Source organism: Streptomyces johnsoniae, from assembly GCF_031845565.1.
GTDB classification, from domain to species: Bacteria; Actinomycetota; Actinomycetes; order Streptomycetales; family Streptomycetaceae; genus Streptomyces; species Streptomyces johnsoniae.
The window spans coordinates 206,624-222,013 of record NZ_JAVREV010000016.1; the positions used below are offsets into that span (position 1 = coordinate 206,624).

The following is a 15,390-nucleotide window of genomic DNA, read 5'->3' on the forward strand; positions in this document are numbered from 1 at the left end:
GGACCGCCGAGCGCGCACAGTGGACGTTCGGAAGACGGACGGACGTCAGAGGAGACGCGATGTCCTGGGCTGACGGGGCATGTGTGGTCGATCTGCGCAGCGGCCGGCTGGGCCGGATCACCGGCCGCACCGGCGGCCGCCTGCACCTGCGGCCGCTCAGCGGCGGCCGCCCATGGGACTGCCCACGCGGACGGGTGCGCGCGGCCACCGAATGGGAGCAGCGAAACGCCGACGTCCTGGACGCGACCTGGCGCTACTGGCGCCCCGCGGCGGGCTAGCGCTGTGACCTGTTAGGTTCGCAGGGTGCTGTTGATGTGAAGTGCTCGATGAAGCGGATGTGCCGGTGTGACTCAGCGGTAGTCGGCCAGGCCGTCCGCGAGTTCTTCTTCGTCGCCGTCGCGGATTGCGTAGAGGGCTTGCTGCAGGGCGAATGTGCCGCGGATCGCGGCGATGCGGGTGAAGAGTCCGTGGTTTGACCAGCTGCCCAGCGCGAGCACCCGCTCCAGGAGCTCGGGGCCGTAGCTGACGCCGATGGCTGCGAGGTCCTCGGCCGGGTCGCTGAGTGTGACGTCGTCCCAGTCGAGTACTCCGGAGAGGTGCGGCAGGCCGTGCGTCCACTCCCATAGGACGTTTTCGGCACCGAGGTCGCCATGGACCACTGCCTGGGTGAGGTGGGGAAGGCTGTCGAGTGCTGTGAGTTCCCGCTCGGCCTGTAGGCGTCCGCTGTCGGACATGAGCGAGAACAGCTCCGCGCGCACGTTCTCCGCGAAGCGCCGCCACTGGCCTTCTGGTGCCTGAGGGAGAACTGCTCGTACCGTCTCGTCGGTGCCTGCACGGGCCAGAGCGGACAGCAGCGTGGCGTACTGTGCCGCCACAGTGACGACCACTTGGGCATCGTTGAGGGCGTCGGTCTCCAGCGGTTCTCCGGGAATGCGGCTGAGTGCCAGGAACGGCGCCTCGTCGGTGCCGTGGGCGCCGCCCCGGAGCAGCGGCTCAGGTGTGCGGAAGCCGAGGTCGAGGCCGGCGAGTGCGTGTAGTGCGGCCGCTCGCTGGGGCAGCCGGGCGGCTGCTGCCCGGGTGCGAGGAAGGCACACGACGCGGTCTGAGCCGATGACCACGGTGTGGAATTGCCCCTGACGTACGGCCAGGTCGTCCGGGTTGTCGTCGGGCAGCACACGGCTTAGCAGAGCGTGATGCGTCGTAAGGATGCTCACGAGTGTCCTCTTGATCCTTCGATGGGTCGGAGGCGATGTTGTGCACGAAGTGCTGTCAGGCCGCGCCGGCGGGCGGGCGTCTGCGCCAGCGCAGATAGGCGTGCAGGACTCGGGTCTGCGCGGGGTGGCTGCGGTGGTTTGAGTTGGCCAGGGTGAACTGCCGCAGCGGGCCGAAGTGGGCTTCAATCGGGTTGGCCCAGGAGGCGTAGGTCGGGGTGAAGCACAGCTCGACCTTGTTCTTCGCAGCCCAGTGGCGGATGTCCGTGCCGGTGTGGGCGGAGATGTTGTCCAGGATGATGTAGATCGGGGCACCGTCGGGTCGGGCGGCGCGGATCGACTTCAGCGCGGCCAGGGTGTTGGCGGTGCCTTTGCGGCGGCGGTTGACGCCCCACATCTGGTCGTCGCCGACGGAGTAGCAGCCGTGGAAGTAGGTGACGCCATGGGTACGGTGGTACGTCGCCGGCAGCCGGTCGGGCTTGTTCTGCTTCGCCCAGCAGGAGCCAGCGGTCGGCCTGATGCCCAGGGCCCGAACTCGTCGAAAGCGAAGACCCGGTTCGGGAAGTGGCCCAGGAGATGCTCGATGCGGTCGAGCTTGGCGTCGCGCTCGGGGTCGGGGACTCCTTCCAGGTCTTGGTGCGCTGGAAGGTGATGCCCCTGCGCCGGAGCAGGCACCGTAAGGCTTCCCGGCCGATGCGGATGACGCGTCCGTGCACGCGACGCAGGTATGCGGCGAGTTTGCGGATCGACCAGCGGGTGAAGGGTTGGCCGAGCTTGGTGGGGCGGGTGGTGGCCGTCTGGATGACGAAGTCTTCGTCGTCAGGGGTGAGCAGGCGGGGACGGCCTCCCGCCCACTGAAAGTCCAGGCAGGCCAGGCCGATCTCGTTGAACCGGTGGATCACCTCCCGCACCGTGTCCTCGTTGGCCTGGACCAGCTGGGCGATCACAGGTACGCGGTTTCCGCCGACCGAGGCCAGCAGCATCATCGCGCGCCGGTAGCGCACCGAGCTGGTGCTGCCCCGGCGCACGATCTGCTGCAGTTTCTGCCCCTCCTGCTCGATCAGTCCGCGTACCCGCACAGGCGCGGCCACCACACCTCCAGCGATCGGAACGGACGTCATCGCCCATCCAACCGCTCCAACTACCAACCCAGCGAACCTATTCGGTCACAGCACTAGCGACCCGCGGCGCGGGTAACCACCGGACCTCCCCCGCGGCGCGACGGCGAGCCCGGCCGCCGCTTCGCCCGTTCCGCTCCCGCGGCGGCGGCACGTTCCCAAGGGGGAGCGCGCCCTGCGCACTACCGCGAACCCCGGCAGACGCCCGCCGGCCTCATCCGGCATGCCTGCCGGGCCGGCCCGGCTGCGGCAGCCCTGCCCTCCCGCGACACCACAGCCGTCGCAGGCGGACTCGACAACGATCAGCGGCATCCATCTGCGCCAAGACCCGCCCAGCCCTCACCCCTTCCGTGCCCCGCCGCACGACCGTGCAGGACGCCGTCTAGAGCTGAGCCTCATCGGCGATACCCAAGTGAGAACACTAGGGGGCAGAAGCCACATTCGTACGGTTGTCCGACCAAAACAGGTCGCTTAGGTGGCTGAATCTGACACTTCGGGCGCTGCCGATACTGACAGCAACTAGCATTAACTTTCTGTGGTGCGGCAAAGCGGTTGCCGCACCGTGAACCAGGCAATGCGCCCAGAAACTAACAGGGGAGGCATTGAAAGATACTTTCGTGATATTCACCGCCATAGGCGCGGGCTCCTTGACGACACTCGCAGGCGTCATCAGCGGTGCCTTCCTCATCATCGCGGCTCAACAGAACTCTCGGCCCACGCGGCATGGATCGAATGCCGGGGAGCCGCCGGATGACGCATCACTGCACACTCCTGAGACCCGCACGCCAACCTCTACGAGAGAACAGCCCTCGACTGCTCAACCGACACAAACAGAAGGCTCAAGGACGATGACGACCCCGTTCCCGGATACAGCAGACAGGGTGAGAGCCCTAATCAGGCACAAGAAGGAAATCGGCGAGATTCGGGTCGCCTTCAGGGTTCGAACCATCCAAACGGTAACTCGATGGTTAGCCGCAGCTCTCGCCGTCGCTCTATTATTCGGTTTCACGGTCGCGAATGTCGCGGTCGGGTGGTCGGCCATCTCCCTGGCAAATAAGATCGCTATCCCTGTAGTTTTGCTCAGCGCAGCGACCTTCGGAGTGATCCGTTTTGTCGAAGGTAAGGCAAGCGGGCACTACGAAAAGACAGCGCGCGAACTGAAGATCGAACTCGAAGCAGCAGAGGAGCTGCGGCTCCTGGACGCCGCCCGTCTCGGCCTTCCGGTGACAGACCGCCAGTACTCCTACAAGGACTCTATCCCGGTCGAACTTGAGGGTCTTCGCAAAGACGGAAGAAAATATAGAAGGAAGCACAACATCGCACAGTCTGTCATTATCGTCGGCTCGCTGAGCGGAACGGCCGTTGCCGCCCTTGCCGATACCCCGACTCCCATCAAATACTGGGCTATGGGTATCACCTTCTCCGTCGGCGTGGCAGCAGGATTTACCGGCTACTACAAATGGCGTGAGCGGGCCTTCTATCTTCAACAGACGGCGGATGACATCGAACACCACATCACCGCCTTTGAGCTGGGGATTCCCCCCTACGACGATTCGGATGAATCGACAAGGCTGGCAAAGTTGGCCAAGGAAGTGGAATTCCTGCGTGTTGAGCAACGCAAGCGTGAACAGCAGCTTGATCAGCCGCACGAGGGAAGTGTAGAAGTTGTCTAAAAGGCGACCTCGGTTAATGGGTTTCACCATCAGCCGCTGGTTACTCGCGCCAATCACCACATGGCAAGCCTTACGTCTCACCAAAAAAAACCCCGCCTTGGGGCCGCAAAGGGCATGGATAATCGCCCGCCTCGCCGCTCACCCTGAAGAGAAAACGATGGCTAGAGCGTACTGGCTGAAAATCAAAGCTGGCCGGAAGAAGGGGTCGAGAAATCGGCGAAATCCATGAAGGCGAAGTATTCTGCATAGATGTCAACGATGGGGGCAGGAGCCGTCCGGCTGAGCGGCTTCTGCTGTAACACGCGGGGGGCGTCCCCCTTCCGTCTGTCCGGACCAAAGGAGTGGTCCGGACAGACGGACAGGTTGGACACCTGGGGGTGTTACAGCGCTGTTGACGCGGGTTGTGGTGTAAGTGGCTTCTGCGCGGTCGCCGGACAGGTGAGGAAGGCGGCTTCCAGCACGCGGCCGGTGGTGTCGATCGCTGTGCGCTGGATGGACAGCATGGATACGCCGATGGTGATGTCGAAGGTGTCGGCTTCGTCGGCGGTCGGGGGGCGTGCGGTGACCTGTTCCACTACCCGGTCGAGGGCGATCCCCGCGGCGGACAGCCGTTCGCGGAGGTCGGCACTCCTCAGTGAGGGGGGCATGTCGCCGAGGGGCGCCCCGATACCGGCGAGGGTCGTGGGCTGGTAGACGTGCGTGATGCAGTGCGGGGCGCTGCCGCGGTGCCGGCTTTCGCAGGGGCAGCCGGCGCTACCGTCGGCGTGCCTGGCGAGGGCTGATGCGGCGGGCGGCCCAAAGCACGGTCGTACGGGACATGGTGAGACTTTCGCCGCCGGCGAAGTGCAGACGCTTGCCGCCCCGTCCGATGCTCACCATATCGAGGACGACCCATGCCTGACCGCCGACCATGACTTGGTCTCCGCGCCGGACCGTGCAGGCGTCAACCTCTATGGAGACCAGGACGCCAACCGGAGGACTGCCCGCCTGGGGAAAAGCGCCCGTCATGTGCCCGCCAACCGCTTCAGATGTTCGTCGATCCGCTTGTTCAGGCCGGCCAGCTGGGCGCCGAGGTCCTCCTCATCGGGTGGTCCCGTCTCTCGTCCGCTGCGGTCGTGCTTGGCGTCGCGTGCGGGCGATCCGGTCTCGGGGGGCCCTGTCTCGCTCACGACTTCGCTCCAGCACGCCGATGGGTGCTGGGGCGCCGGTGTCGGCCCGAAGCGGGAGACATCAGGGGTGGGTTGAAGACTCGGGCGGCAGGGTTTGGCATGTCAGTGCTCCTCAGCAGCGTTCGTTATGTCCCCGGACCGCTGTCCCGCGGCCGCGGGGGTACGTGTGAGCACAAGCGTCGTGGCTTCGGGGCGCGTCATGTAGACCCGCATGGTTACCCACCGTGGATAAGATCTCTCTTAGTGGAGCCCAACCCACCCCAGCCGTCCCTGTCTCGGAGCGTGGCGCATGCCCTCCAAGTACGAACCGCCCCACGAGCTTCCGGACCGGCTGCTGCGCGACGCCGAAATGATCGAGGCATGCCGACAGCGCGAATTCGCACGCATCTTTGACCTTGTCAGGGTCCGGGCCGGGATTTTCCCTTCGCTGATTGCCCGGCGTTGCGACCTGACTCCGAGCCGCGTCGGTGAAGTACTCAAGAATCAGCGCGTCATCAGGGACATCTCGGTGATCGAGCGCGTGGCGGACGGCTTACGCATTCCTGGCCGCATGCTCGGACTCGCCGCCCGTGACTGGGAACAGGACGAGCAGGCGCCCCCCACCCCGCGGTTCGGGACGCCCGGCGCCTAGTCTCCGATTGCGGAGGACGATCCGACCGACCCGGCGTTCGTCGTCAGCATGGTCGAGAGCCAACTACCCAAGCACTACGTCGGTGCAAATTTCTTCGGCGCGCCAGACCATCCCGTCCGTGCTGCACCAGGCCCACTGCATCATGCGCGTGCTGGACAGGAGCGCGGTCCCTGCTCGCCAGGAGCTTCTCGGCACCGGTAGCCGAGTAGCCGAGTTCTTGGGGTGGCTCTTCCAGGACCTGGGCGATTTCCGAACGGCTGCCTACTGGTCGGATCGATCCATGGAGTGGGCGCAGGAAGCGGCCGACGATCAAATGCAGTCGTACGTGCTCTTTCGGAAGGCGAATCAGGCGACTGCCCAGGCCAACCCGCAGAGAGCCGTGGGGCTTGCTCGCGCCGCGCAGCGCATGCCCGGAATGATGCCTCGGATCACGGCTCTCGCCGCCCAGCAGGAGGCCCAAGGACACGCGCTCATGGGCAACCCCAAGGCCGCACTCGCCAAGTTCGACGAGGCACACGCGCTGGCCTCGCGGGCGAACGCGACCGACCCGGGCCGCACGCTCGACACCTCGTACTGCACGCCGACCTACGTCGAGATGCAACGGGCCAACTGCTGGATGGACCTGGGCGATCCCCGTCGCGCCGCGCAGCTCTTCGAAGCCGGACTCGCCGCCGTTCCCCAGGTCTTCCGCAACGACCGGGGCGTTTATCTCGCGAGACTTGCCCGTGCCTACGTCGTAGCCGACGAGCCCGAGCGCGGGGCCGACGCCGCAACGAAGGCACTGACGATCGCCGGCCAGACAGGCTCAGCGCGCACCATGAACGAACTCGCCGCCGTCCTGCGCGCGGCTCCACGGCATGCGCACGTGCCCGAGGTGGCCGAGTTTGCCGAGCGGTACCGGTTCACCCGGGCGTCCGCCGGACTTGGGCAGCTTGGGCAGGTCGGGCCGGGTGAGGGAAGCTGACGTCATGGACGATCTGATAACGGGAGCCACCTCCGGTGACGAGCGGCGCAGGGGGCGCGCGGTCGCCGTCCTCCCGGTGGGGAGTTTCGAGCAGCACGGCGAGCGGCTTCCCCTCACCACCGACACCCTGATCGCCTGCCTGATCGCTCGCCGGATCGCCGACGACCACGGGCTGTTCCTCCTGCCGCCCGTTACGGTCTCCTGCTCCCACGAGCACGCACACATGGCGGGTACGGTCAGCATCTCCGCCGGCACCCTGTACGCCATGATCAAGGACATCTGGCGTTCGCTGGAAGGCGCAGGTGTACCAGGTCTGCTCATCGTCAACGGCCACGGCGGCAACTACGTGCTCTCCAACGTCGTCCAGGAGCTCAACGTCACCGGCCCTCGCGTCGCTCTCTTCCCCGCCCACGAGGACCGGCGCCGGGCCCGGGCCGCGGCGGGACTCGAAAGCAGCAGTGAAGAGGACATGCACGGAGGAGAGTTCGAAGTATCGCTGCTCCTGCACGGTGTTCCCCATGCCGTCGGCGAAGGCATCGCCGAGGACGATCACTCGGCGCCCGAACGGCCGCACCTGCTGACGTTGGGCGTGGCGGGCTACACCACGACCGGCATCATCGGCCGGCCCTCTCTGGCAACCGCCGCGAAGGGCAAGGCGATTCTGGACAGCTTCTCCGGCACCGCAGCCGGCCACCTGGCGTTGATCGGCGGGCTCGGTCGGGGCGGCGGATCTTCGCGGTGCTGAAGCGGGGGTGATGTGGACGGCCAGGGGCACGTGCCGCCGCCGAGTACCGGTGGTCAGCTCCTGAGGCGCTGTTGGTACCACTCCGTCAGGATCTCGTCGACTGCCCTGCTCGTGGGGCGTTGGGCAGCCGGTTCCAGGCCCGGTTCATCGGCCAGGGAGTGCCCCAGGTCAGGCACAGTGATCAGTTCGACCACGTCCGGGTCCGCGTATTGCTCGTGCAGCGCGTCGACCAGGGCGAACGCGTCCTCGCGCAGTTCCGGGCGGTCCCGTTCCCCGCTGACGAGCAGCAGCGGCGGTTGTGCTCGGAACTCTCCGGCCCGGGCGACGAAATCCAGTTCGTCGGCGGCCTTCTCGGCTTCCGCGGTCCACCGGTACGGCTGTCCGGTGAGGTCTGCGACCGGCCCGACGGTGGACCGTATGCGCAGAGCCGGGTTGACCATGGCGATCGCCCGGACGGGGATCAGCCCCGTGGCCAGTATCTGGAGCGCCACGGCCCCGCCGAGGGAGGCGCCGAGAAGGCTGACCGGCCCCTCGTCGACCGGCAGTTGATCGCGCAACGCGGTGAGCGCGGCCGGGAACTCCTCGACGGCCTGATGGGCGATCGGCGTCAGGAACGCCAGCACCGCGTCCTGTCGGGCCAGTTCGAGGGCGGCTTCGACGCGGCCGTCCACCATCCGCGTGCCACACATCGGCATGCCCAGGTGGACCCGCCAGGCGGGCACCCCGGCCATGGGCAGCGCGGCGGCGAACGCCGCGTCCGTACGCGGCGCGTCCAGCATGTGCCACGTGACGATCAACGGCGCGGGCCCGTCGACGGCTCCGGCCGGTGGGAGCGCCGTGAACGGTACTCCGGCCGCGGTACCAGTGATCGTTTCCATCGTCTCTCCTTCGGTTCTCGGCTCGCCACTGTAGGCGGCTCGGCGGAGACTGGGACCCTGCTTCTGCCGGTGGCCGATCTGCCAACGGCTGAACCGTCCAGGAGACGACAGGCGGGCGGGCCCGGCCCCGAGGGGGGCTCAGGCCGGGCGGCGGATTTCTACCGTTCGGAAGCGGGGGGTGATGTAGGCGCCGTCCACCAGGGCCGCGTTGGCCGCCGGGTTGCCGCCCGAGCCGTGGAAGTCGGAGAAGGCGGCGGTCTGGTTGACGTGCACGCCGCCGGTGAGGTTGAGCGAGAGCTGCGCGCAGGTGTCCAGGCACGCCTCGGTCAGCGCCCCGGCGACCGCCTCGGACGTGGTGTGGCCGAGCACGGTGAGCGCGCCGCGTTCGGTGACCGTGCGGCGCAGCAGGCCGATCGCGGCCTCCGTCGAGTCGACGGCGACCGCGAAGCTCACCGGGCCGAAGCACTCGGTCAGATACGTCTTCTCGGCCGTCGGCTCTGCCGCGTCCAGGGCGACGATCAGCGGGGTGCGCACCGTCGCTCCGGGGAAGTCGGGGTGCGTGACCGCGCGCGGGGCGAGCGCGACGCGGCCGGTCCGTTCCGCGGCTTCGAGGCGCTCGCGCACCGCTGGGCTCACCAGCGCGCCCAGCAGGCCGACGGCGCGCGCGTCGTCCGCGAGCAGCCGGGTCACCGCGCCGGCCAGGTCGGCCACCACCTCCTCGTACGTCCGGTGGCCCGCGTCCGTGGCGATGCCGGTGCGCGGGATCAGCACGTTCTGCGGGGCGGTGCACATCTGGCCGCTGTACAGGGACAGGGAGAACGCCAGGTTGCCGAGCATGCCGCGGTAGTCGTCGGTGGAGTCGAGCACCACCGTGTTGACGCCCGCCTTCTCGGTGAAGACCTGCGCCTGACGGGCGTTGGCCTCCAGCCAGTCGCCGAACTCCGTCGACCCGGTGTAGTCGATGATCCGGATCTCCTCGCGCAGCGCGAGGGTGCGGGCCGTGCCCTCGCCGTCCCGTTCCGCGGCCAGGGCCACCAGGTTGGGGTCGAAGCCCGCGTCGGCCAGCGTCTCGCGGGCGACGCGGACCGCGAGCGCCAGCGGCAGCACGGCCCGCGGGTGCGGTTTGACCAGCACGGGGTTGCCGGTGGCCAGCGAGGCGAACAGGCCGGGGAACCCGTTCCAGGTGGGGAAGGTGTTGCAGCCGATCAGCAGCGCGATGCCGCGCGGCACCGGCACGAACTCCTTGTCGAGCACCAGCGGATCGCGCTTGCCCTGCGGTTTGGTCCACTCGGCGCGCTCCGGCGTGCGCGTCTGCTCCGCGTACGCGTACGCCACCGCTTCGAGCCCGCGGTCCTGCGCGTGCGGCCCGCCCGCCTGGAGCGCCATCACGTACGCCTGTCCCGTCGTGTGCATGACGGCCTGCGCGAACTCGGGGGTGCGCGCGTTGATCCTGGCCAGCACGTCCAGGCACACCAGGGCCCGCCGTTCGGCGCCCGCGGCCCGCCACGCGGGCAGTGCCGCCCGCATCGCGGGCAGCAGCACGTCCGGGTCCGCGTGCGGGTACGTGATGCCGAGCGGGAATCCGTACGGCGACACCTCGCCGCCGGCCCAGCCGTCGGTGCCGGGCTGGCCGAGGTCGAATCTGCGGTCGCACAGCGCACGGAACGCGGCTTCGCCGTCGTCCGCGTAGGCGCGCGGGTGCTCGGGGTGCGGGGACCAGTGGGCCCGGCTGCGGAGGGTCTCGACGGCGGTGTCCAGCGTGGCGCGGTGCGAAGAGGCCATGGCACGATACTGCTGCCGAACGAACGGTCGGTGCAAGACCGGCGCACGGCCGGCGGAAGAACGGGGCGACGGACCACCATGGCAGGCAGGCGCGAGACCTACACACCGCAGTCCTTGCTCGAAGTCGCCGTCACGGTCTTCAACGAACGCGGCTACGACGGCACGTCCATGGAACACCTGGCGCGCGCCGCGGGCATCTCCAAGTCCTCCATCTACCACCACGTCCCGGGCAAGGAGGACCTGCTGCGCCGCGCCGTCAGCCACGCGCTCGACGGTCTTTCCGCCGTTCTCGACGAGCCGCCCGCCACCACCGGACGCGCCGTCGACCGCCTCGAACACGTCGTGCGCCGCACGGCGGAGGTGCTGATGGAACGGCTGCCGTACGTCACCCTGCTGCTGCGCGTGCGCGGCAACACCGAGACGGAACGCTGGGCGCTGCGCCGCCGCCGCGACTTCGACCACCGCGTGGCGGGACTGCTGCGGCAGGCCGCCGCGGACGGCGACCTGCGCCCCGGGGCCGACGCCAGGCTGGCGACGCGGCTGCTGTTCGGCATGATCAACTCGATCGTCGAGTGGTACCGGCCGCAGCGCGGGGGACCGCAGGTCTCCGCGGAGGTCGTCGAGGCCGTCGTCGCCCTCGCGTTCACCGGCCTGCGCCCGCCGGACCGCGGCGCGTCCTGAGCCGCGCCGGGGCCGCGCCGGGGCCGCGCCGGGGCCGCGCCGGGGCCGCGCCGGGGCCGCGCCGGGGCCGCGCCGGGACGGCGCCGGGGCGGCGCCTGAGCCGCGGCATCAATTACCCTGGCGCCGGCGGGGATCACGCACCGACGACGTACCGACGACGCACCGACGACGTACCCGTGCCGTCCACGACTCCGGGAAGCCCATGCACTCCACGCGCCCCACCGCAGCCGTCCGCCCCGCGGCCCCCGCCTGGCGGGTGCCCGACTGGCAGGAGGCGGAGGAGTTCATCCGGCTGTTCCATACCGAACAGCCGGACCAGCCGGTGCCGTTCGCCACGCGGCTGCGGCAGATCCGCGAGCACCTGGAGCAGACCGGCACCTACCGGCACACGCACGCCGAGCTGGAGTTCGGCGCGCGGGTCGCCTGGCGCAACTCCAGCCGCTGCATAGGCCGCCTGTACTGGAAGAGCCTGCGCGTCGTCGACCGGCGCACCGCGGTCACGGCGCACGAGATCCACGGCCACCTGATGGAACACCTGCGGATGGCCACCAACCGCGGCCGCATCCGCCCGCTGGTCTCCGTGTTCGCCCCGGCCACCCCGTACCGGGCCGCCCCCCGGGTCTGGAACGCCCAGTTGATCCGCTACGCCGGCTACCGCACCGTGGACGGCGCGCCGATCGGCGACCAGGGGCAGGCCGCGTTCACCGACGTCGTGCGCCGGATGGGCTGGCAGGCCCCCGGCGGCTGGTTCGACGTGCTGCCGCTGGTCGTCGAGACGCACGGCGACAAGCCGCAGTTGTTCGACGTACCGCGCGACCTGGTGCTCGAAGTGCCGATCGTGCACCCGGACAACCCGCGGTTCGCCGCGCTCGGCCTGCGCTGGCACGCCCTGCCCGCCATTTCGCAGATGCGGCTGTCGATCGGCGGCATCGACTACCCGCTGGCCCCGTTCAACGGCTGGTACATGGGCACCGAGATCGGCGCCCGCAATTTCGTGGACCCCGGACGCTACAACCTGCTCCCCGTCATCGCCGACCTGCTCGGCCTCGACACCGGCAGCGAGACGACCCTGTGGCGCGACCGGGCGCTGGTCGAGCTGAACGTCGCCGTGCTGCACTCCTTCCAGGCGGCCGGGGTGAAGATCAGCGACCACCACACCGAGTCCCGCCGCTTCCTCACCCACCTGGAGCGGGAGGAGGCGCAGGGCCGCACCGTGCCCGCCGACTGGTCGTGGATCGTGCCGCCCGTCTCCGGTGGCCTGACCCCCGTCTACCACCGGTACTACGACGAGGCCGATCTGCGGCCCAACTTCTACCTCGACGACGAGGCCCGTGCGCTGGGCGAGGGCCGCTGCCCGGTGGCGCACTGACCGTTCCGCCTCCTCGGACCGGGCGCGGCCCGGCGGGCCGGACTCACCGGCCGGGCAGCAGGTCCTGCTCCTCGAAGACCAGCAGCGTGCGCGTGCTCAGCACCTCGGGCATCGCCTGGATGCGGGTGAGCACCAGCTCCCGCAGCGCCCGGTTGTCCGCCGTGTGCACCAGCAGCAGCACGTCGAAGTCGCCGCTGACCAGCGCGATGTGGGTGGCGCCCGGCAGCGCCTCCAGCTTCGCCCGCACCGAACGCCAGCTGTCCTGCACGATCTTCAGCGTGATGTAGGCGGACGCCCCCTGGCCCGCCCGCTCGTGGTCCACCCGGGCCGAGAAGCCGCGGATCACGCCCTCCTCGATCAGCCGGTTGATGCGCGCGTAGGCGTTGGCCCGCGAGATGTGGACCTGCTCCGCCACGGAACGCACCGACGCGCGCCCGTCGGTGCGCAGCAGCCGCAGGATCGCCGTGTCGATGGGGTCGAGGGGGCGGACGGGGGGCGCGGAGCCCGCGCGGTTCGCGCCGTCGGTGGTCAACTGGTCGTCGGGCATGCGTTTCCGGCTCCCTCCCTGGACGTCCTGCTCCCATACCACGTCACATCGGACCAGCTGTCCACAGGGTCTCCCCGGTGGTAGCCAAGCTGCGCCGTCAACCGAACAATCGGTAGGGAGGGTTGCTCGCCGCGAGGAGGTGCCCACGGTGACCGTTCAGGACGCGACCGTTACGGAACTGCCCACACTGCTGCCCGAGAGCGAACCGTTCCGGATGCTCGGCCAGTCCCCGCCCGATTCCGCGCTGTGGCCACGGCTCTACACCGCACTCGTCCGCGGCCGGCGGTACAACACGCAGGCGACCACGCTCACCCGGCAGGGGCGGCTGGCCGTCTACCCGTCCTCCACCGGACAGGAAGCGTGCCAGGTCGCCGCCGCGCTCGCCCTCGGCCCGCGCGACTGGCTGTTCCCCAGCTACCGCGACACCCTCGCCGCCGTGACCCGCGGACTGCCGCCGGCCGCCGCACTCGGGCTGCTGCGCGGCGACTGGCACACCGGCTACGACCCGCACGCCCACCGCATCGCGCCCCTGTGCACCCCGCTGGCCACCCAGCTCCCGCACGCCGTCGGCCTGGCCCACGCCGCGCGGCTGCGCGGCGACGACGTCGCCGTCCTCGGCCTCGTCGGCGACGGCGGCACCTCCGAGGGCGACTTCCACGAGGCGCTGAACTTCGCCGCCGTCTGGCGCGCGCCCGTCGTCTTCCTCGTGCAGAACAACGGCTGGGCCATCTCCGTGCCGCTCGCCAAACAGACCGCGGCGCCCAGCATCGCGCACAAGGCCATCGGCTACGGCATGCCGGGCCGCCTCGTCGACGGGAACGACGCACCCGCCGTCCACCACGTCCTCACCGAAGCCCTGGACCGCGCCCGCGCCGGCGGCGGCCCCACCCTCGTGGAGGCCCTGACCTACCGCGTCGACGCGCACACCAACGCCGACGACGCGACCCGCTACCGCGACGACGCCGAGGTCGCCGCCTGGCGCGCCCGCGACCCGCTCCCCCGCCTCGAACGCGAACTGCGGCGGCACGGGCTGCTCACCGACGACGCGGCGGAGGCCGCCCGCGCGGACGCCGAGGAGCTGGCCGCCGGCCTCCGCGCGGCGCTCGGCAGCGACCCGCCGCTCGCCCCGGCCGACCTCTTCGCCCACGTCTACGCCACCCCCACCCCGCAACTGCGCGAGCAGGCCGCCGGGTTCGGCGGCGGTGCGGGAGGCGCGCCGTGACCGTACCGATGGCGCAGGCGCTGAACCGGGCGCTGCGCGACGCGCTGGCCGAGGACCCGGACGTCCACCTCCTCGGCGAGGACATCGGCGCCCTGGGCGGCGTGTTCCGCGTCACCGACGGGCTGGCCGCCGAGTTCGGCGAGAACCGCTGCACGGACACGCCGCTGGCCGAGGCCGGCATCCTCGGCACGGCCGCGGGCATGGCGATGTACGGCCTCAGGCCGGTGGTGGAGATGCAGTTCGACGCGTTCGCCTACCCCGCGTTCGAACAACTGGTCTCGCACGTCGCCCGGATGCGGAACCGCACCCGCGGCGCCGTGCCGATGCCGCTGACCGTGCGCGTGCCCTACGGCGGCGGCATCGGCGGCGTCGAGCACCACAGCGACTCCTCCGAGTCGTACTACATGGCCACGCCGGGACTGCACGTGGTCACCCCGGCAACCGTCGCCGACGCGTACGGGCTGCTGCGGCAGGCCATCGCCTCCGACGACCCCGTCGTCTTCCTCGAACCCAAGCGCCTGTACTGGACGAAGGGCGAACTCGGCGGCGAGGTCGCGCCGTTCGGCCGCGCCGCGGTCCGCCGCACCGGCGCCGACGCCACCCTTCTCACCTACGGCCCGGCCCTGCCGGTGTGCCTCGCCGCGGCCGACGCCGCCCGCGAGCAGGGGTGGGACCTCGGCGTCGTCGATCTGCGCACCCTCGTCCCGTTCGACGACGAGACGGTCTGCGCGGAGGTCAGCCGCACCGGGCGCGCCGTCGTCGTGCACGAGGCCGCCGGCTTCGCGGGTCCCGGCGCGGAGATCGCCGCCCGCGTGACCGAACGCTGCTTCCACCACCTGCGGGCCCCGGTGCTGCGAGTCACCGGCTTCGACATCCCCTACCCGCCGCCGCTGCTCGAACATCACCATCTGCCCGACGCGGACCGCATCCTGGCCGCGGTCGCCCGTCTCCAGTGGGACCTCGTATGACGACGACACCGACGACACCACCGACGACGCGCGAATTCCGCCTTCCCGACCTGGGTGAGGGCCTGACCGGAGCCGAGATCACCCGCTGGCTGGTGGAGGTCGGCGACCACGTCGACATCGACCAGCCCGTGGTGGAGGTCGAAACGGCCAAGGCGCAGGTCGAAGTGCCCTGTCCCTTCGCGGGCACCGTCACCGCCCGCTTCGGCGCGCCCGGCGAGGACATCCCCGTCGGCAGCCCGCTGGTCCGCGTCGCCGCCGACGCGGGCGCCGACGCGGGCGCCGACGCGGAACCCGGCCCGGGCCAGGTCCTGGTCGGCTACGGACCCCGGTCCCCGTCCCCTTCCCCCACCGGCGCGGGCCAGGTCGCCCCCGCGCACGAGGAGCCGGGGACCGGTCCACCCCTACCCCCGCCACCCCCGCCACCCCCGCCAC

At 70.0% G+C, this 15,390-nt stretch carries 16 protein-coding genes and 1 pseudogene; 10 read left to right on the forward strand and 7 right to left on the reverse strand.

The window, feature by feature from the left end; translation table 11 throughout:
• Positions 1-59: 59 nt before the first annotated feature.
• Entirely contained in the window at positions 60-278 is a 219-nt protein-coding gene (locus tag RM779_RS26150) for a hypothetical protein (RefSeq protein WP_311620211.1), read from the forward strand.
• 72 nt (positions 279-350) lie between these two features.
• On the opposite strand, the gene vph is transcribed toward RM779_RS26150, so the two are convergent.
• Both vph and RM779_RS26160 read right to left on the reverse strand, forming a co-directional pair.
• A complete protein-coding gene (vph, locus tag RM779_RS26155) occupies positions 351-1,214 on the reverse strand; it encodes a viomycin phosphotransferase (protein WP_311620212.1) in 864 nt (287 codons plus the stop codon).
• Positions 1,211-2,302: pseudogene (locus RM779_RS26160) on the reverse strand (IS630 family transposase). Before RM779_RS26160 ends, vph begins: the two are co-directional and overlap by 4 nt.
• A gap of 875 nt (positions 2,303-3,177) precedes the next feature.
• Here RM779_RS26160 and RM779_RS26165 point away from each other — a divergent pair.
• Complete coding sequence (locus RM779_RS26165) at positions 3,178-4,002, forward strand: SLATT domain-containing protein (RefSeq protein WP_311620213.1); 825 nt, start codon at positions 3,178-3,180, stop codon at positions 4,000-4,002.
• Positions 4,003-4,382: 380 nt separating this feature from the next.
• On the opposite strand, the gene RM779_RS26170 is transcribed toward RM779_RS26165, so the two are convergent.
• Positions 4,383-4,649, reverse strand: a complete 267-nt coding sequence (locus tag RM779_RS26170) for a UTRA domain-containing protein (protein ID WP_311620214.1) — start codon at positions 4,647-4,649, stop codon at positions 4,383-4,385.
• A gap of 357 nt (positions 4,650-5,006) precedes the next feature.
• Positions 5,007-5,171 (reverse strand): hypothetical protein, encoded by a 165-nt coding sequence (locus tag RM779_RS26175; protein ID WP_311620215.1) that lies wholly within the window; start codon positions 5,169-5,171, stop codon positions 5,007-5,009.
• Between the two features lie 289 nt (positions 5,172-5,460).
• Here RM779_RS26175 and RM779_RS26180 point away from each other — a divergent pair, with 289 nt between their 5' ends.
• The 3 genes from RM779_RS26180 to RM779_RS26190 all read left to right on the forward strand — a co-directional run bounded on the left by RM779_RS26180 (position 5,461) and on the right by RM779_RS26190 (position 7,511).
• Entirely contained in the window at positions 5,461-5,802 is a 342-nt protein-coding gene (locus RM779_RS26180) for a hypothetical protein (RefSeq protein WP_394813389.1), read from the forward strand.
• A gap of 118 nt (positions 5,803-5,920) precedes the next feature.
• A complete protein-coding gene (locus RM779_RS26185; protein WP_311620216.1) occupies positions 5,921-6,766 on the forward strand; it encodes a tetratricopeptide repeat protein in 846 nt (281 codons plus the stop codon).
• A gap of 4 nt (positions 6,767-6,770) precedes the next feature.
• A complete protein-coding gene (locus RM779_RS26190) occupies positions 6,771-7,511 on the forward strand; it encodes a creatininase family protein (RefSeq protein ID WP_311620217.1) in 741 nt (246 codons plus the stop codon).
• A 53-nt stretch (positions 7,512-7,564) separates the two neighbouring features.
• Here RM779_RS26190 and RM779_RS26195 read toward each other — a convergent pair whose 3' ends face one another.
• The gene (locus tag RM779_RS26195) at positions 7,565-8,389 is read right to left on the reverse strand and encodes an alpha/beta hydrolase family protein (RefSeq protein WP_311620218.1); all 825 of its coding nucleotides are present in this window, start codon (positions 8,387-8,389) and stop codon (positions 7,565-7,567) included.
• Positions 8,390-8,527: 138 nt separating this feature from the next.
• Positions 8,528-10,171 carry a phenylacetic acid degradation protein PaaN gene (gene paaN / locus RM779_RS26200; RefSeq protein WP_311620219.1) on the reverse strand — a complete coding sequence of 548 codons (1,644 nt, stop codon included), beginning with the start codon at positions 10,169-10,171 and terminating at the stop codon, positions 8,528-8,530.
• A 78-nt stretch (positions 10,172-10,249) separates the two neighbouring features.
• On the opposite strand from paaN, the gene RM779_RS26205 reads away from it, so the two are divergent.
• Both RM779_RS26205 and RM779_RS26210 read left to right on the forward strand, forming a co-directional pair.
• On the forward strand, positions 10,250-10,852 hold the full coding sequence (locus RM779_RS26205; protein WP_077060214.1) for a TetR/AcrR family transcriptional regulator: 603 nt from the start codon (positions 10,250-10,252) through the stop codon (positions 10,850-10,852).
• Positions 10,853-11,054: 202 nt separating this feature from the next.
• A complete protein-coding gene (locus RM779_RS26210) occupies positions 11,055-12,221 on the forward strand; it encodes a nitric oxide synthase oxygenase (RefSeq protein ID WP_311620220.1) in 1,167 nt (388 codons plus the stop codon).
• A 43-nt stretch (positions 12,222-12,264) separates the two neighbouring features.
• Here the strand turns inward: RM779_RS26210 and RM779_RS26215 are convergent, their stop codons facing one another.
• A complete protein-coding gene (locus RM779_RS26215; RefSeq protein WP_077060216.1) occupies positions 12,265-12,768 on the reverse strand; it encodes an Lrp/AsnC family transcriptional regulator in 504 nt (167 codons plus the stop codon).
• Positions 12,769-12,916: 148 nt separating this feature from the next.
• Here RM779_RS26215 and pdhA point away from each other — a divergent pair, with 148 nt between their 5' ends.
• From pdhA to RM779_RS26230, 3 genes are all read left to right on the forward strand, one after another.
• Positions 12,917-13,990, forward strand: a complete 1,074-nt coding sequence (pdhA, locus tag RM779_RS26220) for a pyruvate dehydrogenase (acetyl-transferring) E1 component subunit alpha (RefSeq protein ID WP_311620221.1) — start codon at positions 12,917-12,919, stop codon at positions 13,988-13,990.
• An 8-nt stretch (positions 13,991-13,998) separates the two neighbouring features.
• Positions 13,999-14,958: an alpha-ketoacid dehydrogenase subunit beta gene (locus RM779_RS26225; RefSeq protein ID WP_311620231.1), complete on the forward strand. Its 960-nt coding sequence runs from the start codon at positions 13,999-14,001 to the stop codon at positions 14,956-14,958.
• On the forward strand, positions 14,955-15,390 hold a 436-nt coding region (locus RM779_RS26230; protein ID WP_311620222.1), incomplete at its 3' end, for a biotin/lipoyl-containing protein. The genes RM779_RS26225 and RM779_RS26230, both read left to right, overlap by 4 nt.

Bases quoted from the DNA above. Each gene is read 5' to 3' on its own strand.
- paaN (WP_311620219.1), bottom strand. From the start codon at position 10,171: ATGGCCTCTTCGCACCGCGCCACGCTGGACACCGCCGTCGAGACCCTC.
- RM779_RS26190 (WP_311620217.1), top strand. From the start codon at position 6,771: ATGGACGATCTGATAACGGGAGCCACCTCCGGTGACGAGCGGCGCAGG.
- RM779_RS26180 (WP_394813389.1), top strand. From the start codon at position 5,461: ATGCCCTCCAAGTACGAACCGCCCCACGAGCTTCCGGACCGGCTGCTG.
- RM779_RS26170 (WP_311620214.1), bottom strand. From the start codon at position 4,649: ATGCCCCCCTCACTGAGGAGTGCCGACCTCCGCGAACGGCTGTCCGCC.
- RM779_RS26210 (WP_311620220.1), top strand. From the start codon at position 11,055: ATGCACTCCACGCGCCCCACCGCAGCCGTCCGCCCCGCGGCCCCCGCC.
- RM779_RS26195 (WP_311620218.1), bottom strand. From the start codon at position 8,389: ATGGAAACGATCACTGGTACCGCGGCCGGAGTACCGTTCACGGCGCTC.
- RM779_RS26205 (WP_077060214.1), top strand. From the start codon at position 10,250: ATGGCAGGCAGGCGCGAGACCTACACACCGCAGTCCTTGCTCGAAGTC.
- RM779_RS26165 (WP_311620213.1), top strand. From the start codon at position 3,178: ATGACGACCCCGTTCCCGGATACAGCAGACAGGGTGAGAGCCCTAATC.
- RM779_RS26150 (WP_311620211.1), top strand. From the start codon at position 60: ATGTCCTGGGCTGACGGGGCATGTGTGGTCGATCTGCGCAGCGGCCGG.
- RM779_RS26215 (WP_077060216.1), bottom strand. From the start codon at position 12,768: ATGCCCGACGACCAGTTGACCACCGACGGCGCGAACCGCGCGGGCTCC.
- RM779_RS26225 (WP_311620231.1), top strand. From the start codon at position 13,999: ATGGCGCAGGCGCTGAACCGGGCGCTGCGCGACGCGCTGGCCGAGGAC.